The following is a 22,921-nucleotide window of genomic DNA, read 5'->3' as shown; positions in this document are numbered from 1 at the left end:
GCTAACACTTTTTTAAGAAGTGCATAGCTCACCATTGATTTTATTTGCCTCAAAACATTGACCATGCAAAAACCGCTACTGCTATTCCTATTTTTAGTCACCACCCTATCTCAAGCGCAAATCAAAGGCCGTGTTACTGATAAAGCCGGAGAACCCCTTCCTTTCGTAAATATCTTTGTTCAGGACAGCTATTTGGGAACCACTTCTAATGAATTGGGAAACTATGTCTTAGAACTCCCCGATTCTGGAGATTATACCTTAGTGTTCCAGTATTTGGGTTTTGAAACTTTGAGTAAAACCGTGAACTACAAAGGAGGATCTCAGACGCTGGATGTGAGTTTGGAAGCAACCAGTTTGAGTTTGGATGAAGTAGTAATTGATGCTAGTGAAGACCCAGCCTATCGTATCATTCGGGCGGCAATCGCCAATAGAAAACAGAACAGTCAGCGCATCTCAGCCTATACAGCAGACTTCTATTCCAAAGGTCTTTGGAAAGTTACTGAAGCCCCAGAGCGCATTATGGGTGAGGAAGTCGGCGACTTTGGAGGTGCTTTGGATTCTACCCGAACTGGGATCATTTATCTTTCTGAGACCATCTCTGAGATTGCCTATCAGGAACCGAAGGACTTTAAAGAAAAGATCATTGCTTCTAAAGTGAGCGGAAACGACAACGGCTTTAGTTTTAACAGCGCCGGAGATGCGAACTTCTCCTTTTATAGCAATACTATTGAGATCAATGCGCAACTCGTATCTCCAATCGCGAGCAATGCCTTGGAATACTACCGTTATAAATTAGAAGGTGTTTTTTATGAAGATGGAAAACTGATCAATAAGATCCTGGTGACTCCTAAACGCAGTCAGGATCGGGTTTGGCAAGGTTACGTCTATATAGTAGAGGACGACTGGGAGTTCTACGGAATTGACTTAACCACCTCAGGCACGGCCATTCAAATACCCTTTGTTAAGGAATTGGTCTTTAAACAGAACTTCACTTATGACAAGCAGAAGCAGTTTTGGGTTAAGATCTCTCAGACCATTGACTTTAGTTTTGGACTCTTTGGATTGAATGGAGACGGCCGCTTTACGGCGGTTTACAGCAATTACAATTTTGACCCTGTCTTTACCCGAGCCAGTTTTACCAATGAGGTACTCACCTTTGTAGATAATGCCAATGAAAAGGATTCCTTGTACTGGAATCAGGTTAGACCTGTTCCACTTACACCTGAGGAAATCACAGACTATGTGCGTAAAGACAGCATTCAAACCTTGCGCAAATCCAAAACCTATTTAGACTCCATTGACGCTGGCAATAACAGGCTTTCCCTTTTAGCGCCTCTTACCGGTTATACCTATAGAAACAGCTATGAGCGTTGGAACGTCACTTATGATGGCCCGAGCTTTCAATTCAATACCATTCAAGGTTATGCCCCAGAAGTTGGTTTGAGCTTTTTTAAAGGCTTTGATGAGAATTATACCCGTTGGTTGAGTTTTAATTCGCGCTTTAATTACGGGATAGATGAGGACCGCTTCCGATTCAACGCCAGTGCTACCTATAGATTCAATGCCAAAAACCGCGCACGACTAAGCGTGAGCGGAGGTGTTACGGTAGAACAGTTTAACGGCAATGAGCCCATATCTCCTTTTGTAAATGCGATAAGCAGTTTGGCCTTTGAGCGAAACTTCTTAAAAGCCTATGAGCTGCGTTCTGGAGCTATTAACTATGGCCAAGAAGTGGTGAACGGTTTGTTTTTAACCAGCCGTTTGGCCTATGAAGAACGGGTACCGCTGTTCAATAATTCCGATCAGGTTTGGTTTAGGAATTCTGGAGTATCATACACCTCCAACAATCCACTCGACCCCACAGACTTTGAAAACGCCGCGATTGACAAACACAATATTGTCAAGGCTGGGGTGAGCGCTTATATTACCATTGGGCAGAAATACATGAGCTATCCGGACTTTAAGTTCAATGTGGGTGGAGACAATCGTTTTCCACGAATTCAGCTGAATTATGAGGGAGGATTCTCTGCTTCTAATGAGAATTATAACTTCCATCAATTCAGCGCAGGCTTGTATCAGAGCTTTAGAATTGGCAACAAAGGCCGATTCCGCTATAACCTAAAAGGAGGAACCTTTGTGAATGGAGAAGACATCTCCTTTGTGGACTTCCAACACTTTAACGGCAATCAAACCCGAGTGAATGATGGAGGAGTCTATACCAATGTATTCAACAATTTGCCTTATTACGCTTTGAGCACTAATGATTCTTATATGGAGTTCCATGCCGAACATCATTTTAACGGTTGGCTTTTAGGCAAAATCCCTGGTTTGAATCAGCTCAACTTCAATTTAGTAGTAGGCGGACACCTGCTAAGCACCGTAGGCAACAAGCCTTATTACGAGTATTCTGTTGGTTTGGACAATATTGGTTGGGGCAAATATCGTTTGCTGCGGATCGATTATGTGCGCTCCAGTCTTAACGGTGTTAACGACGGTATTTTTGTCTTTGGCCTCAAGTTCTTAGACTTCTTAGAATAAGCCAATTACGCAACCATTCGGTGAATTCTGTACCTTTAAGAAAAGACTTGTTATGAAATGAGCACAAATAAATTTAATTAGTAATATCGACTGTAATAATTAAATTTTTTGTGCGAAAGCGAAGCGGTTGATCTATGCAGATAATTTTTATTTGCTTGATTAACACAGAAATAAAAATTATCTACGTAGATGAACAAACTATGCACACTTTTCCTTTTAGCCGCTACGCTGTGGAGTTGTTCTTCTGATGATGACGGTGCTCCGGTGAGCTTTGAGGCCTTTAATCTAAAGACCTATCAACCCAGTGCCATGAATCCGGTCTTTGAAGAATTTGAAGACGGAGAGATCGTTTGGTCCTTTGACTTTGCCAATGAAACTGTCAAGGTAGAAGTTGCTTTAGGAGCATCTGCCATTCGCTTAGAACCAGGCACTTACAATTACAGCTTGAATGACAACATTTGTAACTATGACGACAATCGTTACTTTCATGTGGGTAGCGATGCCATAGGACTTCTGATCATGGATGATTACGATTCTGGCTTGATCACCATTTCTGACGGTTGCATAGACGGCCCTGTCTTTAGCTTTGAGCGCGAATAGCCTATTGCCTTCTGTTGGCCAGTAGCGGCGGCGGTTCCCCAGTAAAGGGGTTCCAGCGTCCAATACTCTTTGCGTTCATCCCAGCAGCTTTGATGACTGCTCGATCCCCGTATCGGGCACGCATCTTGTCCATGGCTTGGTAAAGGTTGATGATCTTGTCGTTGTCTTGAAACAGATCGATCTGTTGGCCACCAGAGACCAAATGACTGAACCGCACACCAATCAAACGCACCAACAATCTGCGCTGATAGAGCTTTTTGTACAACTCCATGATCACCGGCAATATCTTATGGTCTGCTGCACTATAGGGAATGCGCTTTTGCATGGTGTAGGTTTGAAAGTCTGAATAGCGAATCTTTACCGTTACACAGGCCGTAAGTTTATCACCTCGCCTTAGTTGGTAGATCAGGTTCTCCGCCATGGCGGTTAGTATTCCTTTTAATTTCTGCGGATCTGTGGTATCCCGATCAAAGGTACGTTCTGTAGAGATGGATTTGCGTTCGTGATATTGCACCACCGGCGAAGGATCTATCCCATTGGCCTTGCGCCAGATCACCTGGCCATTCTTACCAAAAACCCTGGCCATCATGTCCAAAGGCATTTCTTGAATGGTTTGGATCCGCTTGATCCCCAGATCGCAAAGCGAACGGTAGGTGACCTCCCCCACCATCGGGATCTTCCGCACCGAAAGCGGTGAAAGGAAAGGTTTTTCATTGCCCTTTTTTATGCGGATCTTATTGTTTGGCTTGGCCTCTCCGGTAGCGATCTTAGAAACGGTTTTGTTGGTAGATAGTCCAAAGGAAATGGGCAGTCCCGTCTCTTTGATGATCCGATCTCGCAGCTCCGAGGCCATTTTATGACATCCAAAAAAGCGATCTGTCCCTGTGAGGTCAATGTAAAATTCGTCTACAGAGGTCTTCTCGTAAAGCGGTACGCTTTCTTTGATCACATCAGTAACCATATCAGAGAATTTAGAATAGACCCCAGAATTTCCCCGCAGCACTATCGCCTCCGGGCAAAGCTGTTTGGCCATCCGCATGGGCATGGCCGAATGTATTCCAAAAGTACGGGCCTCATAACTGCAAGAGGCCACTACTCCACGGTCTGTGGTTCCTCCGATCAATACCGGTTTTCCTTCCAATCGGCTGTCTAATAGCCGCTCACAGGACACAAAAAAGGTGTCCAGATCCATATGTACTATCGCGCGTTCACTGTTCATATTCGCAATCCTTTTTTAGAATCGGCATAACGCGGATCTGCAATGATGGGCAATCGCTCCATCCTACTCACCTCTACCGATACACATCCAAATTCTTCCATCACTACGCCCGTGATTCGGTAAATCCCCTTGCCCCTAAAGGGATATCTTTTAGCCACCGGCGGGAAATGTACGGTGTCAATAAAATCGCCATCGCGGTCTAAGAAGTTGCCAAAGAACATGCCCTTGCCTCCTGTGGTGTTGGTCCGTTTGGTGGTCACCAAATAACCTTCTATGGTTATGGTCTTGCTGATGTAAGCCATCAGCTGTCGGGCCCGCAGGGTATTCCCTCCCGGATTCAGCAATAAGAAAAAAGGCGAACACAGCGGAAAACCCAAAAGCTCCATCTGATCAAAAGCATCTTCTAAAACCGTGGTGCTCAGCTCCGGGGTTTGATAGTTGACCTTCTCTGCTTTAAAGAGCGACGGCATGGGTTCTGCCACCGCTGTTTTACCCAGTTTCATATGAGCTTCCCAAAGCAGTTCTCGCTTATTGACTCCCGTAAAACGAAAGGCGTCTATTTTGATCAAAATGGCGAGCTGCTCCATGCCTACCGGCACGCGTTCTATAAAATCGTCCAGGCTTTTAAAAGGGCCATTAGCTGCACGTTCACTCAGTAAGGCCTTAGCCGTATTGCTCTCAAAAGCGTGCAGAAACATAAAGCCCAAATAAATATGTTTGCCTTTGATGATGGTTTCGTGTTTACTGGTATTCACGCAGGGCGGCTCAATGATCCCGCCGTGCAAACGCGCCTCATGCACATAGAACTCCGTGCGGTAAAAACCACCAAAATTGTTGATGGTCGCCACCATATATTCCAAAGGAAAATAAGCCTTGAGATACAGACTCTGATAGCTCTCCACCGCATAAGAAGCGGAGTGTCCTTTGGCAAAAGCATAACCGGCAAAACTCTCTATCTGCCGCCAGATCTCTGCGATCAAAGCATCGGGTTTGCCGGCATTGCGGCAGTTCATAAAGAATTGATCCTTCACCTTGGCAAACTCCTCCCGAGAGCGGAATTTTCCAGACATCCCACGACGCAGCATATCGGCCTCACCTAAAGTCAACCCACCAAAATAGTGTGCCACCTTGATCACGTCTTCTTGATACACCATAACCCCGTAGGTCTCTGGCATGATGTCTAGTAGAATTGGATGGGCATCTTTGCGCCTTTCCGGGAAACGGTAGCGCAGTATGTATTCCCGCATCATCCCAGACTTGGAAACTCCGGGGCGGATCACCGAACTGGCAGCGACCAAGCCTAAATAATCGTCCACCCGAAGCTTTTTAAGCAGCATCCGCATGGCTGGAGATTCCACATAGAAACACCCAATGGCTTTGGCATTGCGCAGCAGGTATTTGATGCGCTCATCTTCTTTGAAACCTTTGATATCGTGAATGTCTATGGGCTTTTGCTTGGGACGGTTGTAAGCCACAATACCTACGGTTTCCTTGATCTTCCCCAGACCGCGTTGGCTCAGAATATCAAACTTATACAGGCCAATATCTTCTGCCACCACCATATCGAACTGCGTGGTGGGAAAGCCCTTGGGCGGCATAAAGGTAGCGGTGTAATAATGCATAGGCTTTTCTGCAATGAGAATGCCTCCGGCGTGAATGCCCAGATAGTTGGGAAAGCCCTGAATGCGCTTGCTGTAGGTCACCACCAAACGAGAAAGGGAATCCAACTGCTCAAAGACATAGCTGCCTGCAGAAAGCAGATCGATCTCCGCCTTGGGCAAACCAAAGACCTTCCCCAATTCACGAACAGCAGCCTTGTATTTGAAGGTGTTGTAAACCGTGAGCAAGGCACAATTCGGGAAGCGTTTAAAGATGAACTGAGTCACGTCGTCCCGATCACTCCAAGAGAAATCAATATCAAAATCGGGCGGGTTTTTGCGGTACAGATTTATGAATCGTTCAAAGTAGAGATCCAATTCAATGGGATCTACGTCTGTGATTCGTAACAAATAAGCTACTATACTGTTGGCGCCACTGCCTCGACCCACATAGAAATACCCTTTGGAACGGGCGTATTTTAGGATCTTCCAATTGATCAAGAAATACGAGACAAAGCCCATTTCTTTAACTATGGTCAATTCCTTCTGAATACGGTCTAAGATCTTATCGTCTGCGGATTCGTACCGATAGGCCAAACCTTGATAGGTCAGTTTTTTGAGCAGTCTAAAATCCAACTCAGCATTGCCGGTATAGGTCCTTTGGTTGTTGGGCGTCTCGTTAGAGAAATCAAACTCAAAACGACAAGCCTCTAACAGTGCCGTAGCATTGTCCAACAAAAATGGAAAAGACGCATATTGCTGCTCTAAAGCCTCAGGCGCACACAAAACATGTGTCTCCAGACCTTGCTCAGATTCTGGCAACTTGCTCAAGAGCGTATTGTTGTCAATGGCCCGTAAAAGCCTGTGGGTGTTGAAACTGCGTTTGCCCGCAAAGCTCACAGTATACAGAGCCACCAACTTGTGCTTACGCTTGAGCCAGGGAGAGAATTTCAATCGGTTCAAATCCTGAGGGCAGACGCCTAAAAACTCGTGCTCGGCTAATTTGGTTCCCTTAAAACTCGCAAAAGGGTAGATTATAAAACTGTCTTTAAGTGTAGCTGCCCGTGCAGGAATCTGTAGATCTTCATGCAAAAAATGAGACAAATAACGGTTGATCTGCGCAAAGCCTTCATGACTTTTAGCCAAGGCGATGAATTGCTGTTCGGCTCCGTTTCTAAAATCCACGCCAACTACCGGTCTTATGCCGTATTTCTGACTCAATCTGAGCAGATCAAAGCAGGCCGAAACATTGTTTATATCGGTAAAGGCCATTTGCTGTATCCCCAGGCTGGAAGCGGCTTCCAACAAGGGTTCCGGAGCAAAAGTGCCGTAACGCAAACTGTAGTATGTATGGGTATTGAGAAACACATTTCAAAATTAGCTATCATTTGTAGTAATTATTGCTTATATTTGTAGTAAATGAATAAAATTATTCACAAAAACATCAGACACCTGCGCAAGCTCCGCGGACTCACTCAAGAACAGTTCGCTGAAGAGTTGCAAGTACCGCGTTCGCGTATCGGCTCTTATGAAGAAGGTCGTTCGGAACCGCCCATTGCTATGCTGGTGGCCTTTTCTGATTTCTTTAAAATTCCTGTGGATATTTTGATCAAGAACGATCTGACCAGCGCTCAAGATCATTCCTTCATTGAGATCGGGCAACAGCGGGTATTGTTTCCCATTCAGGTGGATGAGGCTAACGAGAACGTCATTGAAGTAGTGCCAGTAAAAGCTTCTGCGGGTTATTTGTTGGGCTATGATGATCCGGAATACATAGAACAGTTGGAAAAGATCAAGCTGCCTTTCTTGCCTACCGGAAAGCACCGTGCCTTCCCCATTAAAGGAGATTCCATGCTACCGCTTAAAGATGGTTCTTATGTGGTAGCGCGCTTTGTGGAAAGTCTGGATGATATTAAAAACGGAACCACTTATGTGGTGGTGACCCTTAACAACGGGATCACTTACAAACGCGTAGAGAACAACTTAAAGACTCAGGGGAGCATTCGTTTAATCTCAGACAACAAAGCCTATGAGGCCTTTGAGGTTCCAGCTGCAGAGATCGTAGAGCTTTGGGAATTCACTTGTTCCATCAACACCCAGGAATACGACGCCCAAGAGCTTAAAATAAGCAGTATTGCACAGATGCTTACCGAACTGCAGGTAGAATTGCAGAGTTTAAGGTAGGGAAAGAACCTATTCCTCTATAGCTCCATAGGCAATATTTATTTTCAAAATCTATTTAGTTAGGATTCCTTACTATATTTGTGATGAAATTTTAAACTAAAAACAATGAAACTAAAAAGCGTATTATTAGCATCTATTGGGTTCGTCTTATCTAGTTGTATGCAAGGACAAGCTGAGCAATACAAAAACGATGATTTTATCATCGAATCAGCAGTTGTAAACTATCACAGTGACTTAGACCTCCTTATTTGGGACATTATTGTGCAGGGACAAGCAGGAGCAACAACTCCACAAAAACTGGGACAATTGGATGGCGCCCCTGTTTTAGGATACGTATTTCCAACCACTCTTTCCCCAAGCGCGGTTGGCTTCGGAAACGCAGAAGGAATACTTGCCTTAGCCTTAACTTCACACCCCGATTTTGACGACACCCCGCTTTGGGATGAAAACAGCGACTCCAACTATGGTAATGACGGAATTATCTGGCACCCACACTGGGTAGTGCTACAACAAGACAATCGTGTTGCGGGCGGATTTTCTGTGATTCAATTCAAAAGTGCGGATGAAGTCACTCTTCCGCCAACTAACCCTGGAATGCCGATGTATATGGACTCTCCAGGTTTCCCAGTAACCACTAACAACAATAGAATCCGCGTTAGTGTTCCCGCTTATCGCATGAGTAATAAAACTAAATTCAACTTTGACGCCCTTACGGCGTATATGCAAGTAAACACGAGCAAAGAAGACAAACCCATGCTCGGTGTTTATGGAGTTTACAGTATTTTAAGCAAAGACCTCAGTTTACCATTTAAAGTAACTAACAAATGAGAGCAGCAGTTTGGGACACTTATGTCCAACGACCTTCTGGGAGGGTAATGCATTTTGATATTGTTGTGAATGAGCGCATAACAGACAAACAGGCCGTAATTAAATACGGGCAGGAATATTTAAAGAGCAAAAGCTTGAACGATCTGGATATTCGTGTAGAATACTGCTCCTTTTGTCATATAGCACAAGCAACTCCAGAAATGGAAAAACAGATCAAAAGTAGTGGTTTCTATATTATAGAAATGGAAAACTGCTCCTAGTTTATTAGGAATACTAACCTTGTCCTGCTACCTTAGCGTGGCAGGACATTTTTATGGCAAAATCAAGATTCAAACCAGAACATCAAAATAGTGACCTCAACCTTAAGGTTGTTTCAGGCCTCGAAAGGCTTGGAGAAAGTTTTCGTCATTTATTGTGGGATCAAGCTAAAACTCATGGTATAAGTCCTATTCAAATACAAATACTATTATTTTGCTCTAATCACGATTCCAATTACAATACGGTGAGTTATCTCGCATTGGAATTCAATGTGACTAAAGCCACCATTAGCGATGCAGTTCGAGTCCTAGTAAATAAAGAATTGCTTCAAAAAATACCTTCTGCTTCAGATCAACGGAGTTATTGGCTCAAACCTACCCCTGTAGCACTGCAGAAACTGGAAAGTATTGCCAGCTTTGACAAAGAAATTTCTAAGGAAGTGAATGATCTTGGGCCAGAAAAATCAAAAATTGTTTTCGAAGCCATTAGTCAAATGATCTTTGGACTCCATAAAAAAGGTATTATCAAAGTACAGCGTCAGTGTCAGGCTTGTAAATTTTTCGACCAAAATAAAGACACCTACTATTGCCAACTTCTTGAAATGCCTCTTAAGACAGAGGACTTGAGACTAGATTGCCCAGAGTTTGAAACTCAATGAAACCACACATTTACATATTGCTCTTACTAAGTGTTTTCTCGCTGTCCTGCCAAAGAGATTATAAAGACGTCGTGGTCTACGGCAAGGTCACCGACTGGGTGACCAAAAAGCCAATCACTGGTTTGGAAATCATGGTAGAGAATTGGGCTTATGACGACAGCCCAGATCAAAGCTATGCCTTACAGGAACAATTTAGGGTTACTACCAATAGTGAGGGGTACTACGAAAAACAGCTGAATAAATCACATTTCGTTGTGCTGTACATAAAAGATTCTATCTACGGAGAAAAGTTAGAAACATTATACGTTTCAGCAAATGGTGATGAAAAAAATATTGAGCTGATTCCCCAGTAGAACGACTAGTTCTTATCCTCCAAAAGCGGCACAAAGCGGAACTCGCCGTATTCTTTCTTGACAAATTTAGTTTCGGATTCGCGGGAGTAGACGGTCATGATCTGTACCTTCTCGCCTACAGGAATCACCAAACGTCCGCCAATGGCGAGCTGTGCCATGAGTGGTTTGGGTACAAAAGGAGCTCCAGCCGTAACGATCACTCCGTTGAAAGGCGCAAATTCTGGCAAGCCTTTATAGCCATCTCCAAAAATCAGTCGTTTGGGGCGATAGCCCAATTTAGGCAAGAAGAGCTGCGTTTTTTTGAATAGTTCATTTTGTCGCTCAATGGTAAAGACCGTCGCGCCCATTTCCATAAGTACGGCCGTTTGATAGCCACTCCCCGTGCCTATTTCCAAGATCTTATCTCCTGGCTTGACTTGTAAAAGTTCGCTTTGACGCGCTACGGTATAGGGTTGTGAAATGGTCTGATCCGCAGCAATAGGGAAAGCCTTATCGGCATATGCGTGATCTAAAAAGCTGGAATCCATAAACAAATGCCTCGGGATCTTACCAATAGCGTCTAGAACTGCAGGATCGGCAATACCTTTGGCTTTGATCACATCGACCAATTGTTTGCGTTTGCCTTGATGTTTGAAGGAATCTTTCACGGTTAATTTGAGTCTCACAAAGAAAACGAACAAAAAGCTTTCCTGCAAAAATCACAGCCGATTTATCCTGTGTAGTTCGGGGAATAAATGCTATTTTTGTTAAGGCAATTGGGGTAGGTAAATCTGCGCTATTTGCAGTCAAAATCAACAATCAAAAACTATGCTTAAAGCCGGTGTTGCAGGTGCTGGGCATCTGGGAAAGATCCATTTAAAACTATTGCAAGAATCCAATCAATACGAGTTGATGGGATTCTACGACGCAGACCCAAAGCAGGCTGCTGCCATCACCGAAGAATTTGGCTACAAAGCCTATCCTTCATTAGAAGCCCTTATTGAGGACTGTGATATGGTGGACGTAGTAACGCCTACGCTATATCATTTTGATACTGCCAAAAAGGTCATCGAAGCCGGAAAGCATTTGTTCATTGAAAAACCCATTACCACGACGGTAGAAGAGGCGGAAACCTTAAGAGCTTTGGCAAAAAAGCACAAGGTTCGTGGACAGGTGGGACAAGTTGAACGATTCAATCCAGCTTTTAGAGCTGTCGTGGATCGATTTGACAACCCGATGTTCATTGAAAGTCACCGCTTGGCAGAATTCAACCCAAGAGGAACAGACGTTTCTGTAGTACTCGACTTGATGATCCACGATATTGACGTGATCTTGAGTGTGGTCAAATCACCGGTTAAGAGTGTGACCTCCAATGGAGTTTCTGTGATCAGCTCTACACCAGACATTGCAAACGCACGCATCGAATTTGAGAACGGTTGTATTGCCAACCTAACGGCCAGCAGAATTTCACTGAAGAATATGCGCAAGAGTCGCTTTTTCCAGAAGGATGCCTATATATCTGTAGACTTTTTAGAGAAAAAATGCGAGGTGGTAAAAATGATGGACGCTCCAGAGACTCCAGACGACTTTGCCATGATCCTGACCAATGCCGATGGCGATAAAAAGCAGATCTACTTTGACAATCCGGAGGTGACGCCTAACAATGCCATCTTGGATGAGCTCAACACTTTTGCAGAAGCCATCAAAGATGATAAAACACCAATTGTGAGCTTGCATCAAGGTACTGAGGCCTTGCGCCTGGCCATGCAAGTCATTGAAAACTTTAACAACTAGAATACAGTATATATGAAGAATGTAGCCGTAATCGGTGCAGGAACTATGGGTAATGGAATTGCCCACACTTTTGCCCAATTCGATTATAAAGTACAACTGATTGATATTTCCCAAGCTTCATTGGACCGAGGAATGGCCACCATTACCAAGAATTTGGACCGAATGGTCGCTAAAGAAAAGATCAGCGAAGAAGACAAAGCGCGTACCCTTGGTAACATTACCACCTACACCAGTTTAGAAGAAGGTGTAGAATACGCGAGTTTGGTAGTAGAAGCGGCTACAGAGAACGTAAATCTAAAGCTCAAGATCTTCGAAGATTTGGACAAGCTTTGTCCAGACGATACCATTTTGGCGACCAACACCTCATCGATCTCCATTACACAGATCGCTGCAGTAACTTCTCGGCCTGAAATGGTGATTGGAATGCACTTTATGAACCCGGTACCGATCATGAAATTGGTAGAGATCATCAAAGGATACAACACCAGCCAAGAAACCTATACTACGGTAGCAGAGATCTCTAAGAAACTCAACAAGGTTCCTGTAGAGGTAAATGACTATCCTGGATTTGTAGCCAACCGTATTTTGATGCCGATGATCAATGAGGCTATTGAAACGCTTTACAACGGAGTTGCCGGAGTTCATGAGATCGACACGGTAATGAAGCTCGGAATGGCCCACCCAATGGGACCTTTACAATTGGCAGATTTTATTGGACTCGATGTATGCCTTTCTATTCTGAATGTAATGTATGAAGGCTTTAAGAATCCTAAGTACGCTCCTTGCCCACTACTTGTCAATATGGTAATGGCTGGGAAACTAGGAGTTAAGAGTGGCGAAGGATTCTACGATTATTCAGAAAGTCGCAAGGCCGAAAAGGTCGCAGCAATGTTTGCATAGTCTATGGCTGATGTTCGTCCTTTTGCCGCAGTAAGGCCGGCACGCGAACTGGTCAGTATTATGGTCAGCAGGTCTTATGACACCTACTTGCCAACCGAGCGGAATGCCCGTATGAAAGCCAATCCGTTCTCTTTCTTGCACATCATTAATCCCGGTTTTAAATACCAAAAGAAACTCTCTGGGAAAGAGCGTTTTGAGATGGTTCGCAATCGGTATTTGGAGTTTAAAGAAGAAGGCAATCTGATCCAAGACCCGCAGCCCAGTTATTATGTTTATCAGATCATTGATAGAGATGGGCACACCTACCGAGGAATCATAGCAGCAGTCAGCACAGCCGATTATCAAAACAATATTGTAAAAAGACATGAGGATACTTTAGCGCAGCGCGAGACCTTGTTCACCGAATACTTGCATACGGTAGGATTCAATGCAGAACCCGTGCTACTTACCTACCCAGCCAGCGATCCTTTAGAAGATATTATGGACGAGGTGGTTCAGGTACGTGCGGAATACGAATTCACTACTACTTTTAGAGACACCCATTACCTTTGGCCTGTGAGCGATGCTGCGCATGTAAAAGGTATTAAAGCGTGTTTTGCGGAAATGTCTCAGATCTATATTGCAGACGGCCATCACCGCTGTGCGAGTTCGGTGCGTTTAGCAGCGCAAATGCAGGGAAGCGCTATGGGAGAAGGCAGCGATAGTTATAATTATTTTATGAGCTATTTGATCCCAGAGAGTGATCTGCGTATCGAAGCCTTTTACCGCATGGTGAAGGATTTAAATGGACTGAGCAAAGAGGCCTTACTCATAAAGTTAGACGAGTACTTTAGAATTGAGAATCGCGGCGTGAGCCCATATCAGCCTAGTAAAAAACACCATTTTGGAATGTATTTAGACGGTGAGTATTATTCGCTCTATTTGCGTAAATTCAAAGTGGAATTTAAAGATGCCTTGCAGGCCTTGGATTCTCAATTGCTATTGGATACTATTTTACAGCCAATTTTAGGAATAAAAGATCCGCGGACAGATAAGCGCTTAGGCTATCACAGCGAGCGGGAAGGTCAGTTCAGCATTAAAGATGCTGTAGACTCTGGTAAATACGCTCTTGGTTTTAGTATGGTCCCTGTTGATGTGGAAGAACTAAAAGCAGTAGCTGACCAACAATTGACCATGCCACCAAAAAGCACTTATATTTTGCCCAAATTACGATCGGGTATAACGGTTTATGAATTCTAAATGAGTATATCAGAAAACATAAAACAATTCAAGGAAAAGCTCCCGGAGCAAGTCACACTAGTTGCAGTATCTAAGACTAAACCCGTGGAAGATCTGCAGGAAGCCTATGATGCCGGACAACGAATTTTTGGAGAGAACAAGATTCAAGAAATGGCGGCAAAATGGGAACAGCTCCCCAAGGACATTGAATGGCATATGATTGGCCACGTGCAGACCAACAAGGTCAAATATATGGCGCCTTTTGTGAGTTTGATCCATGCTGTGGACAGTATTAAGCTGCTTAAAGAGATCAATAAGCAAGCAAAAAAGCACGACCGGGTGATCAACTGTTTGATCCAACTCAAGATCGCTAAAGAGGATAGTAAATTCGGACTTCCTCCACAGCAATTATCAGCATTGATCGATGAGAAAAAAGCATTAGGGCTCAATAACGTCCAAATTGTAGGGCTTATGGGCATGGCTACCTTCACAGACGATGAGCAGCAGCTCCAACGCGAATTCAACATTTTAAAAGAAAAGTTCGACGCACACCAACAATCTGAATCTTGGAATGTTCTCTCCATGGGAATGAGTGGCGACTACCCTATTGCCATTGCAGCAGGGAGCACCATGGTTCGAGTTGGGAGTGCCATATTCGGTGCCCGCAATTATCATTGATGTATGCGATTCTAGACATAGAGACCACGGGCGGGAAATACAATGAAGAAGGTATTACCGAGATCGCTATCTATAAATTTGACGGCCACGAGGTAGTGGATCAGTTTATCAGTTTGGTGAATCCGGAGCGCAAGATCCAACCTTTTGTCGTGAATCTTACAGGCATCAATAATGAGATGCTTCGCAATGCGCCAAAATTCTATGAAGTGGCCAAACGGATCATTGAGATCACCGAAGGCTGTATTTTGGTGGCACACAACGCGCAGTTCGACACGCGCATCCTCAGAACAGAATTTGATCGTTTGGGTTATGATTATCAACGCGAATCGTTGTGTACTGTAGAATTATCTAAAAAGCTGATCCCAGACATGCCCTCCTATAGTTTGGGGAAATTGGTGCGCTCTTTAGGTATTCCTTTAAGCGACAGGCACCGCGCAGCAGGTGATGCCAAGGCTACGGTGAGTCTTTTTAAACTGCTGCTCACCAAGGATCAGAAAAAAGAGATCATCAGTCAGACGGTGAGAATGGAAGCCAAACGACAATTGGAGCCTAAACTGCTCGATATGATTGAAGCTACTCCTTCTGTGACCGGTGTTTACTATATGCATCGGGAGGACGGAAGCATCATTTACATTGGCAAGAGTCGGAATATCAAAAAGCGACTGAATCAGCATTTTACCTCAGACAACAGGAAATCTAAAAAGATCCAATTAGAAGTTGCTGCAGTGACCTATGAGGCAACGGGTAGTGATCTAATCGCGCAGCTCAAAGAATCCGAAGAGATCAAACGCAACAAACCTGTTTACAATAGGGCGTTGCGAAAAACGATTTACAATTACCAATTAGGACTTACCAAAGACGAAGCTGGTTATTTACAATTCAAAATTGAAAAGACGAATTTAGATAAACCGGCAATAACCACCTTTACCAATTACCAGCAAGCCAAATCACAGCTCTTTAAGATCACGGAGCAACATCAACTGTGTCAAAAACACACTGGGCTTCACAAAACAGCAGGACCTTGTTTTTTACAGACCATTAAGGAATGTTTTGGCGCCTGTATTGGAGAGGAGCCTGTGGCGGAATACAATGCCCGTGTGGAGCGATTTTTGGACATGCACAGTTATGAGAATCAGAACATGGTGATAATTGACCATGGCCGTGAGGTGGACGAGCGTTCGGTAATTCTGATTGAGCAAGGGAGCTATAAAGGTTTTGGGTTTTTCAATTTGAATTATCAGATCAACAACTTGGAGATTCTGCGCTCTATCATCTCTCCCATGGAAGACAATCGGGATGCCCAGCACATCATACATTCGTTCTTAAGGCGAAAAAAAGTACTGAAAGTAATCCCTTTGGAGCAGCTTCAAAACGGCTCTAATTTTAACTAGCTTAATTTTTCTATTAAATTTACAGGGTGAAGGAGCAAAAACCCAATAAAAGCGGATCTTGGCGCAGCCGTATCCACGAGGTGATCTACGAAGCCGATACTCCGGCCGGCAAGACCTTTGATGTCATCCTATTAATCTTGATCGTGCTGAGCATAGTCTTTGTCATGATGGAGAGCGTAGCTTCAATTGACGAGAAATACCACGACCTGCTCCTAATTGGAGAATGGGTACTGACCATCTTTTTTACCATTGAATACATTCTTCGGATCATCAGTATCAAAAAACCGTCCCATTATATCTTTAGTTTTTATGGGATCATTGACTTCTTGGCGACCATTCCTTTGTATTTATCGCTCTTTTTGGGAGGAACCCAAGCCTTGGTTACTGTGCGAGCCTTGCGCTTGTTGCGAATCTTTAGAATTCTAAAGGTCACCCGCTATGTGGGTGAATCTAACAAACTGGCACGCGCCATAAAACACAGTTGGGCCAAGATCTCCATCTTTCTTTTTGCAGTACTCATAGTTTCTATCATTGCAGGAACCCTGATGTATTTTATTGAAGGAGAAGAAAGCGGATTTAGAAATATCCCAATCAGCATCTATTGGTGTATCGTAACCTTGACCACGGTAGGTTATGGCGATATTGCGCCGGTAACTCCATTAGGACAGCTGCTCTCTGCGGTGATTATGATCATGGGTTACGGCATCATCGCGGTGCCTACGGGTATTATTAGTGCTGAATATGCGCGCAATACCAAGGTGATCAACACCAATACCCAAAGCTGCAGATATTGCGGAAAATCGGATCATAGAGACGGGGCTAAACACTGTTTTAACTGCGGAGAAGATCTCTTCCCCAACGACAAATAATTCATGAGCAATCCCAAGGTATTACTCACGATTGTTGGACCTACAGCAATTGGCAAAACAGCCTTAGCCATCAAATTGGCCAATCACTTTGATACCGAGATCATTTCTGCCGATTCCCGACAATTCTTTAAAGAGATGCGCATAGGTACCGCGGTTCCAACTCCAGAAGAATTGGCCGCAGCACCGCATCATTTCATTCAACACCTTTCTGTTCAAGACCCTTATAGTGTAGGCGATTTTGAGCGAGATGCTCTCGCCCTTTTGGAGGAGCTTTACAAAGAACACAAGGTGGTGGTCATGGCAGGAGGTTCGGGACTTTATGTAGATGCCGTGACCCGAGGCCTAGATTCATTCCCAGAAGTTTCCGAAGGCGTTAGAACAGCACTCACTGAGCAATTAGAGCATGAAGGGATTATCGCATTACAGGAGGAACTTTTGGCAAAAGACCCTGAATATTACAAGCAGGTTGACCTACAGAATCCACACCGCTTGATCCGTGCTTTGGAAGTCATTAGAAGTAGTGGAAACAGCTTTAGTAGCTATAGAAACCAAGCGCCAAAGCCACGTGATTTCCAAACCATTAAAATCGGACTCACTGCAGATAGAGCGGTGATCTACGACAGAATCAATCAACGCGTTGATCTTATGATGCAAGAAGGCCTCTTACACGAGGTAAAAGGCCTGTTATCATATAAAGAGCTCAATGCGCTACAAACCGTGGGCTATCGCGAACTGATCGGTCATTTGGAAACGGATATACCGTTGCAGGACGCAGTAGACGCTATCAAACAGAACACAAGGCGTTTTGCCAAAAGGCAACTGACTTGGCTCAGAAAGGATCCGCAGATCCATTGGTTTGACTATCAAACTCCAGCAGACACCATCATTGCCGAAATTCAGGCAAAAAACGATGCGCTTTTAAAGCGTGACTAGTTTTCTACTTCGTCTTTGACCACCAAACGGAATCCTTCTCCGTGGATGTTCAAGATCTCTACGCCATCATCTTTACTCAAATACTTACGCAGCTTGGCAATATATACGTCCATAGAGCGTGAGGTAAAGTAATTGTCGTCTCTCCAGATCTTGGTAAGCGCCAATTCACGTGGCATGAGATCGTTTTTGTGAAGCGCCAACAAACGCAATAGGTCGTTCTCTTTTGGAGACAGTTTGCTCGGCTCCTCTTTGTTGTAAGACAAAAAGCGAAGTTTAGAATTCAAGTGGAACTTCCCGATCTGGAATTCAAACTGCTTGCTGTCTGATAGCGAATCTGTGGCTTTACGTTGGATGATCGCTTTGATCTTCATCAATAACACCTCTGAATCAAAAGGTTTGTTCAAGTAGTCATCTGCTCCAACCTTATATCCTTTAAGTACGTCTTCTTTTAATGCTTTCGCCGTAAGGAAGATGATTGGCACATCTTTGTTCTTCTCGCGGATCTCCTTAGCCAAGGTAAAACCGTCTTTATACGGCATCATCACATCGAGGATACACAGATCAAAATTGTCCTTTTTAAACTTTTCGAAGCCTTCCATCCCGTTCTTAGCATGGGTTACATCGTACTCGTTCATTGCCAAATAGTCCTTAAGGACTGTTCCGAAATTCGGGTCGTCTTCGACCAATAAGATTTTTTTATTTTCCGTTTCCATAATTAAGAGATTAATTGAAATTTTATACTGAAGGTACTTCCCTTGCCGCGCTCACTTTCTACGTATACCAATGCATGATGATCATCCAATATGCGTTTCACATAAGCCAATCCAAGACCGTGCCCTTTTACGTTGTGTATATTTCCGGTATGTTCCCGGTAGAATTTTTCAAAGATTTGTTTCTGAGCCGTTTTAGACATCCCGATTCCTTGATCGCTGATCTTTACAATGATGGAATTCTTAGCCAATTCTGTATGGATATCGATCTTAGGCGCATCTTCTGAGTACTTAATGGCATTGTCAAGCATATTGACAAATACATTAGTCAAGTGGAACTCATTACCCAAAATGGAGGATTTCTGCGCATCAAAATGCGTTTTGATGTAACCGCCTTTATCCTCTACCATCAAAGACACGCTGGTAATTGCGTCTTCCACTACATCATGTAATTTGATGCGTTCTTTTTTAAGGTTGATGGATTTATTTTCCAATCGAGAGATACGCAATACATTCTCCACTTGAGCGTGCATGCGCTTATTCTCATCACGGATCATGCGCAGATAGCGCTGTTTGAATTCATCATCTTGAGCCACCTTAGGATTCTTAAGTGCGTCTAAGGCCAGGTTTATCGTAGCGATAGGCGTCTTGAATTCGTGGGTCATATTGTTGATGAAATCGGTCTTGATCTGTGAGATCTGTCGCTGTCGTATCAATTGTGAAATCGCGTACCAGTAAGCCAAAATAATGATGGCAGTAAAGAGAATGGACAAAATTGAAATGCCCACAATGGAACTGAAGAGTTCTTTGCGGGTGTTGCCAAAGGTCACAAAAAGCTGGTAGTTGAAATTATCGTCCTGATCAATGAACATCGGAACTCCAAAGGTAGAGGGTGCATTGATGTCAAAATCTCTGGAACGCACCTTGGTGGCTAACTGATTGCTGTAAATACCGTATTCATAGCTGGTGGTCAAACCTTTTTTGCGCAATTCTTTGTCGATCATCTTTTCGATGAGTTCTGGACTGACCCTCTGGTGAATTGGAATCTTTTCTGATATCTTCAAGGCAACAGTGGAGAAAATAGCGCGCTCCAACTCGTCCATACGCTTGTAGGTCTTATTCTCTGATTTGATCGGCGCACCACCATCAATACCAGGAGTGATAGTTGTGGTTACCTGTTCATTGACCAAACGTTTAAAGGCGATGGAATCCATACCGATGTCTAGAAAACTCGGCGATAGCTTGTAATCGCGTTGAGTGATCCCGTTACTGAAGATAAACACTTCGTTTTTGTCTTCATCTACACGACGGTAAACGATTTCGGTAATTTTACTGGTATCTGGCTCCTTAAAATCTTGTTCTGTAGCAACAATTGCGTCGTAGATCTGCTCTTGTTCAAATAACTGAATGTCTTGAGAAACAGCAATCATCACCTGACGCACGTCTTTGGTGAATTGTTCCTGTTTTGTTTGAAAGGAATTATTGATCCAATAAGCCTGCACGAAGATAATTCCCAACAGTGCAACGCTCATAAGTACAATGAGTATGACAAACAGTCTTTTGTTCATTGTTCAAAAGTACCTTTTTTAGCCCGCGGGCGGATTCCGTTTAACCAAATGTTAACAGAAATGTCCGTTCGTCTATTTTTTCAAGGAAATAAGCTGCTCGTGGAGAGAAATTACTTGCTTTCTAGTTGCCTCAAGATCAATGTTTTCAATGACATAGTCTGCAAGCGGTATTTTTTGCTCGTCCGGCCATTGATGTTGCATGCGTGCGCGTACTGCTTCTTCACTTGCTCCATCCCTATTCATGACCCGTTGAAGTCTGATATTTTCTGGTGCTGTGACTAAAATCGTCGCATCTGATCTGGTATAACTCCCGTTCTCAAAAAGTATAGCAGCTTCTTTGATCACATATGGACTGTGTTGCGCTTGGGCCCAAGTGCTAAAGTCTTTACCCACTGCCGGGTGAACCAAGGCATTTAGAGACTCTAAGAGCTCAGCATCACTAAAAACTTGACTCGCTATATAGGCCCTGTTGAGTCTGCCGTCATCGGTATAGGCTTGATCGCCTAAGAGCGCTTTAATACTAGCAATAAGCTCCTGGTTCTCCACCATCAAGGATTTGGCGCGATCATCAGCGTAATAAATAGGAATGCCCAATTCTTCAAAAAACCCCGCCACTGTTGATTTTCCACTGCCAATTCCACCTGTTAATCCAATACTGATCATCTATTGAATGGCTATGAATTCTACTTGAGTTGGGCTCAAACTTAGCCTGCGAGCGCCAGCAGGAGCTTCTATGAGCTCTGGAATTAAAAAGTTTGCGCCCTCTTCTACTTTAGACAGGTCACAGATCACTTTAAAATCACCGGCTTGGACTTTTTTATAATCGGAGAAGTTGATCGTATAACGCACGGTCACCGAGGAGGGAAACAACTGGATCCCACGAACCTCATCACTCCCAATCAAGGTTATGGGTACGCTCAACTCGTTTTCTATAAATTCTTGAACCTCCATGGAATACTCCACTTGGCTAGGATCTAGCTTTAATTTATCCACAGTGTCTGGCAGGAGTAACTCTAAGCTTCCAGAGATCGCTTCGTCAACACCATCAAAGGAAGCTGCAACGGTCTCTAGTGCATTAACCTGAGCCAAACTGTTCTCAGGACCGATAACGGTAACAGAATCTGGCGTAATGCGCAATGGCTTTACATAGGAATAGCCTTCTTTAAAAGTATAGGCTATATTGGCCAAGACAGGAACACGCTTTTGACCCAAGGAACGGATCGGGAGCTCAAGGTTTGATCGCTCTGAGAGAAGATCCACCGAATGTTTAAGTTGTAAGGTGGCTAGATTTTCAAGTCCTTGTTTGGAGATCATCCAGCGGGTATTATTATCAGGCTCTAGGCGCGTCAGGTCAATGGTGATCTTTGGTTTGCTGAGTTTGTAGTACAAGAATTCAAAACCCGAAGCCGATAAACGCAAAGGAACCGTGCTGATTCCATCTTCACTGATCACGGCATTAGCGGGAATATTTATATACTCCAATTGGGCCTGAACATCCTGCTCATACTGTTTAGAAAACTTAGTTAGCACCCAAAACAAGGTCGCTAGAATAAGAAAAAACACGAAGGAATTGATATTCCCTTTTCCAGATTTGTGCTTTTGTTTTTCTGCAGCCGTCATGGGTAGAAGTTACTTAAAAAATAGTTGTGGAAAAACGGCCTGAGGATCTTTCTTTAATAATCCGATCTGCCAAGTGCTTATCAAAAATGCGGTGCCGTAACTGTAAAACTGCAAAAAAGCCGCCCACAAGGCCATAAAACCAATCTTAAGACTCCCTGTGGTAATGATAGCGTGAATCAGTAAGAGTGAGAAATAGAAGCCATACAGTGCTAAAAACCACCACATCCAAAGCAGTGCCAAGACCAAAGAACCCAATAAGCCAACTATAAACAAGGAGGGGAACCAAAAAGTGATCTTTTTAGATTCTGGGTGCCAACTGTTGAGAATGGGACGCACCAAACCAAATTTGGTGACCTGTTGCTTGAATTTGGCCCAGGATATTCTTCTTTTGTGATAGACTGCAGCTCCCGCAATGAAGCCTGTTTTAAAACCAGCCTTCTTTATGCGCCAAGACAGATCGGGATCTTCCCCCGGGTGAATCTTGCCAAAACCTTGGGTTGCTATAAAGGTCTCTTTGGAAATACCCATATTGAAACTTCGCGGTTCAAACTGTTGTACTGCCTTTTTGTTTCCACGGATTCCTCCTGTAGTGAGCAAACTGGTCATGCTGTAGTTGATAGCCTTCTGCAGATCTGTAAAAGAATCGTGTGCTGCGTCAGCACCGCCAAAACAATCCAGATAGTTCTCATTCAAAGCAGCATCTACCACAGACAGATAGTCTGGTGGCATGATCACATCAGAATCTAAAATGATGAAATAATTCCCAGAGGCTTTGCTCATGCCATAATTTCTGGAAGGGCCTGGTCCAGAGTTTTCCTTAAACTGATAGTTGATGTTGAGCTGTTCTTTATAACGAGCTACAATCGCTTTACAGTCCTGGGTGGAACCATCCTCAATAATACAGACCTCAAATGGAATATCGCTTTCAAAGGCGACCATGCTCCCTAGGAGTTCATCAACCTCCTCAGGTCTGTTGTAAACCGGTATAATAAAGCTGTATTCCCTTTTCATTATATAAGTGAAGT

Annotated in this window: 22 protein-coding genes; 14 read left to right on the top strand and 8 right to left on the bottom strand. The window is 43.8% G+C overall.

The window, feature by feature from the left end:
- Nucleotides 1–63: 63 nt before the first annotated feature.
- Both POW22_RS07555 and POW22_RS07550 read left to right on the top strand, forming a co-directional pair.
- Nucleotides 64–2,538 (top strand): DUF5686 and carboxypeptidase regulatory-like domain-containing protein, encoded by a 2,475-nt coding sequence (locus POW22_RS07555; RefSeq protein WP_272832026.1) that lies wholly within the window; start codon nt 64–66, stop codon nt 2,536–2,538.
- Between the two features lie 189 nt (nt 2,539–2,727).
- A complete protein-coding gene (locus POW22_RS07550; RefSeq protein WP_272832025.1) occupies nt 2,728–3,138 on the top strand; it encodes a hypothetical protein in 411 nt (136 codons plus the stop codon).
- 1 nt (nt 3,139) lies between these two features.
- Here POW22_RS07550 and dinB read toward each other — a convergent pair whose 3' ends face one another.
- Nucleotides 3,140–4,357 carry a DNA polymerase IV gene (gene dinB / locus POW22_RS07545; RefSeq protein ID WP_272832024.1) on the bottom strand — a complete coding sequence of 406 codons (1,218 nt, stop codon included), beginning with the start codon at nt 4,355–4,357 and terminating at the stop codon, nt 3,140–3,142.
- Complete coding sequence (locus POW22_RS07540) at nt 4,354–7,323, bottom strand: DNA polymerase III subunit alpha (RefSeq protein WP_272832023.1); 2,970 nt, start codon at nt 7,321–7,323, stop codon at nt 4,354–4,356. The genes dinB and POW22_RS07540 overlap by 4 nt, the downstream gene beginning before the upstream one ends.
- Nucleotides 7,324–7,374: 51 nt before the next feature.
- On the opposite strand from POW22_RS07540, the gene POW22_RS07535 reads away from it, so the two are divergent.
- The 5 genes from POW22_RS07535 (at nt 7,375) to POW22_RS07515 (ending at nt 10,236) form a co-directional block, all read left to right on the top strand.
- On the top strand, nt 7,375–8,139 hold the full coding sequence (locus tag POW22_RS07535) for an XRE family transcriptional regulator (protein ID WP_272832022.1): 765 nt from the start codon (nt 7,375–7,377) through the stop codon (nt 8,137–8,139).
- Nucleotides 8,140–8,244: 105 nt separating this feature from the next.
- Nucleotides 8,245–8,967: a hypothetical protein gene (locus POW22_RS07530; protein ID WP_272832021.1), complete on the top strand. Its 723-nt coding sequence runs from the start codon at nt 8,245–8,247 to the stop codon at nt 8,965–8,967.
- On the top strand, nt 8,964–9,227 hold the full coding sequence (locus POW22_RS07525) for a DUF2024 family protein (RefSeq protein ID WP_272832019.1): 264 nt from the start codon (nt 8,964–8,966) through the stop codon (nt 9,225–9,227). The genes POW22_RS07530 and POW22_RS07525 overlap by 4 nt, the downstream gene beginning before the upstream one ends.
- Nucleotides 9,228–9,280: 53 nt before the next feature.
- On the top strand, nt 9,281–9,883 hold the full coding sequence (locus POW22_RS07520) for a MarR family winged helix-turn-helix transcriptional regulator (protein WP_272832018.1): 603 nt from the start codon (nt 9,281–9,283) through the stop codon (nt 9,881–9,883).
- The gene (locus POW22_RS07515; RefSeq protein ID WP_272832017.1) at nt 9,880–10,236 is read left to right on the top strand and encodes a hypothetical protein; all 357 of its coding nucleotides are present in this window, start codon (nt 9,880–9,882) and stop codon (nt 10,234–10,236) included. The genes POW22_RS07520 and POW22_RS07515 overlap by 4 nt, the downstream gene beginning before the upstream one ends.
- A gap of 5 nt (nt 10,237–10,241) precedes the next feature.
- On the opposite strand, the gene POW22_RS07510 is transcribed toward POW22_RS07515, so the two are convergent.
- Nucleotides 10,242–10,883 carry a protein-L-isoaspartate(D-aspartate) O-methyltransferase gene (locus tag POW22_RS07510; protein WP_272832016.1) on the bottom strand — a complete coding sequence of 214 codons (642 nt, stop codon included), beginning with the start codon at nt 10,881–10,883 and terminating at the stop codon, nt 10,242–10,244.
- 160 nt (nt 10,884–11,043) lie between these two features.
- Between POW22_RS07510 and POW22_RS07505 the strand changes: the two genes are divergently transcribed.
- The 7 genes from POW22_RS07505 to miaA are packed head-to-tail and all read left to right on the top strand — an operon-like array spanning nt 11,044 to nt 17,998.
- Nucleotides 11,044–12,009, top strand: coding sequence for a Gfo/Idh/MocA family protein (locus POW22_RS07505; RefSeq protein WP_272832015.1), 966 nt, complete (start codon nt 11,044–11,046; stop codon nt 12,007–12,009).
- Nucleotides 12,010–12,021: 12 nt separating this feature from the next.
- Nucleotides 12,022–12,909 (top strand): 3-hydroxybutyryl-CoA dehydrogenase, encoded by an 888-nt coding sequence (locus tag POW22_RS07500; RefSeq protein ID WP_272832014.1) that lies wholly within the window; start codon nt 12,022–12,024, stop codon nt 12,907–12,909.
- 3 nt (nt 12,910–12,912) lie between these two features.
- The gene (locus POW22_RS07495) at nt 12,913–14,148 is read left to right on the top strand and encodes a DUF1015 domain-containing protein (protein WP_272832013.1); all 1,236 of its coding nucleotides are present in this window, start codon (nt 12,913–12,915) and stop codon (nt 14,146–14,148) included.
- Complete coding sequence (locus POW22_RS07490; RefSeq protein WP_272832012.1) at nt 14,149–14,805, top strand: YggS family pyridoxal phosphate-dependent enzyme; 657 nt, start codon at nt 14,149–14,151, stop codon at nt 14,803–14,805.
- Nucleotides 14,805–16,196 carry an exonuclease domain-containing protein gene (locus tag POW22_RS07485; RefSeq protein ID WP_272832011.1) on the top strand — a complete coding sequence of 464 codons (1,392 nt, stop codon included), beginning with the start codon at nt 14,805–14,807 and terminating at the stop codon, nt 16,194–16,196. Before POW22_RS07490 ends, POW22_RS07485 begins: the two co-directional genes overlap by 1 nt.
- Nucleotides 16,197–16,222: 26 nt before the next feature.
- A complete protein-coding gene (locus POW22_RS07480) occupies nt 16,223–17,065 on the top strand; it encodes an ion transporter (RefSeq protein ID WP_272832010.1) in 843 nt (280 codons plus the stop codon).
- 3 nt (nt 17,066–17,068) lie between these two features.
- Nucleotides 17,069–17,998, top strand: a complete 930-nt coding sequence (gene miaA / locus POW22_RS07475) for a tRNA (adenosine(37)-N6)-dimethylallyltransferase MiaA (RefSeq protein ID WP_272832009.1) — start codon at nt 17,069–17,071, stop codon at nt 17,996–17,998.
- Here miaA and POW22_RS07470 read toward each other — a convergent pair.
- From POW22_RS07470 to POW22_RS07450, 5 genes are all read right to left on the bottom strand, one after another.
- Nucleotides 17,995–18,711, bottom strand: coding sequence for a response regulator transcription factor (locus tag POW22_RS07470; RefSeq protein ID WP_087524925.1), 717 nt, complete (start codon nt 18,709–18,711; stop codon nt 17,995–17,997). The two genes, miaA and POW22_RS07470, sit on opposite strands and share 4 nt — an antisense overlap.
- 2 nt (nt 18,712–18,713) lie before the next feature.
- Nucleotides 18,714–20,276, bottom strand: coding sequence for a sensor histidine kinase (locus POW22_RS07465; protein WP_272832008.1), 1,563 nt, complete (start codon nt 20,274–20,276; stop codon nt 18,714–18,716).
- Nucleotides 20,277–20,348: 72 nt separating this feature from the next.
- Nucleotides 20,349–20,939: a dephospho-CoA kinase gene (coaE, locus tag POW22_RS07460; RefSeq protein WP_272832007.1), complete on the bottom strand. Its 591-nt coding sequence runs from the start codon at nt 20,937–20,939 to the stop codon at nt 20,349–20,351.
- The gene (locus POW22_RS07455; RefSeq protein WP_272832006.1) at nt 20,940–21,896 is read right to left on the bottom strand and encodes a CdaR family protein; all 957 of its coding nucleotides are present in this window, start codon (nt 21,894–21,896) and stop codon (nt 20,940–20,942) included.
- A 9-nt stretch (nt 21,897–21,905) separates the two neighbouring features.
- Nucleotides 21,906–22,907: a glycosyltransferase family 2 protein gene (locus POW22_RS07450; protein WP_272832005.1), complete on the bottom strand. Its 1,002-nt coding sequence runs from the start codon at nt 22,905–22,907 to the stop codon at nt 21,906–21,908.
- Between the last annotated feature and the right edge of the window lie 14 nt (nt 22,908–22,921).

It is taken from the genome of Gilvibacter sediminis (genome assembly GCF_028561565.1).
Classification (GTDB): Bacteria; Bacteroidota; Bacteroidia; order Flavobacteriales; family Flavobacteriaceae; genus Gilvibacter; species Gilvibacter sediminis.
The sequence above is the reverse complement of the archived record's forward strand: the minus strand, read 5'-3'. Positions and strand labels throughout refer to the sequence as shown.

Excerpts from the sequence above, each read along its gene's own strand:
- POW22_RS07455 (WP_272832006.1), bottom strand. The coding sequence starts at position 21,896 with ATGACGGCTGCAGAAAAACAAAAGCACAAATCTGGAAAAGGGAATATC.
- POW22_RS07495 (WP_272832013.1), top strand. The coding sequence starts at position 12,913 with ATGGCTGATGTTCGTCCTTTTGCCGCAGTAAGGCCGGCACGCGAACTG.
- POW22_RS07450 (WP_272832005.1), bottom strand. The coding sequence starts at position 22,907 with ATGAAAAGGGAATACAGCTTTATTATACCGGTTTACAACAGACCTGAG.
- POW22_RS07555 (WP_272832026.1), top strand. The coding sequence starts at position 64 with ATGCAAAAACCGCTACTGCTATTCCTATTTTTAGTCACCACCCTATCT.
- coaE (WP_272832007.1), bottom strand. The coding sequence starts at position 20,939 with ATGATCAGTATTGGATTAACAGGTGGAATTGGCAGTGGAAAATCAACA.
- POW22_RS07470 (WP_087524925.1), bottom strand. The coding sequence starts at position 18,711 with ATGGAAACGGAAAATAAAAAAATCTTATTGGTCGAAGACGACCCGAAT.
- POW22_RS07500 (WP_272832014.1), top strand. The coding sequence starts at position 12,022 with ATGAAGAATGTAGCCGTAATCGGTGCAGGAACTATGGGTAATGGAATT.
- POW22_RS07465 (WP_272832008.1), bottom strand. The coding sequence starts at position 20,276 with ATGAACAAAAGACTGTTTGTCATACTCATTGTACTTATGAGCGTTGCA.
- POW22_RS07550 (WP_272832025.1), top strand. The coding sequence starts at position 2,728 with ATGAACAAACTATGCACACTTTTCCTTTTAGCCGCTACGCTGTGGAGT.
- POW22_RS07485 (WP_272832011.1), top strand. The coding sequence starts at position 14,805 with ATGTATGCGATTCTAGACATAGAGACCACGGGCGGGAAATACAATGAA.
- POW22_RS07535 (WP_272832022.1), top strand. The coding sequence starts at position 7,375 with ATGAATAAAATTATTCACAAAAACATCAGACACCTGCGCAAGCTCCGC.
- POW22_RS07490 (WP_272832012.1), top strand. The coding sequence starts at position 14,149 with ATGAGTATATCAGAAAACATAAAACAATTCAAGGAAAAGCTCCCGGAG.
- miaA (WP_272832009.1), top strand. The coding sequence starts at position 17,069 with ATGAGCAATCCCAAGGTATTACTCACGATTGTTGGACCTACAGCAATT.
- POW22_RS07505 (WP_272832015.1), top strand. The coding sequence starts at position 11,044 with ATGCTTAAAGCCGGTGTTGCAGGTGCTGGGCATCTGGGAAAGATCCAT.
- dinB (WP_272832024.1), bottom strand. The coding sequence starts at position 4,357 with ATGAACAGTGAACGCGCGATAGTACATATGGATCTGGACACCTTTTTT.
- POW22_RS07515 (WP_272832017.1), top strand. The coding sequence starts at position 9,880 with ATGAAACCACACATTTACATATTGCTCTTACTAAGTGTTTTCTCGCTG.
- POW22_RS07525 (WP_272832019.1), top strand. The coding sequence starts at position 8,964 with ATGAGAGCAGCAGTTTGGGACACTTATGTCCAACGACCTTCTGGGAGG.
- POW22_RS07530 (WP_272832021.1), top strand. The coding sequence starts at position 8,245 with ATGAAACTAAAAAGCGTATTATTAGCATCTATTGGGTTCGTCTTATCT.
- POW22_RS07520 (WP_272832018.1), top strand. The coding sequence starts at position 9,281 with ATGGCAAAATCAAGATTCAAACCAGAACATCAAAATAGTGACCTCAAC.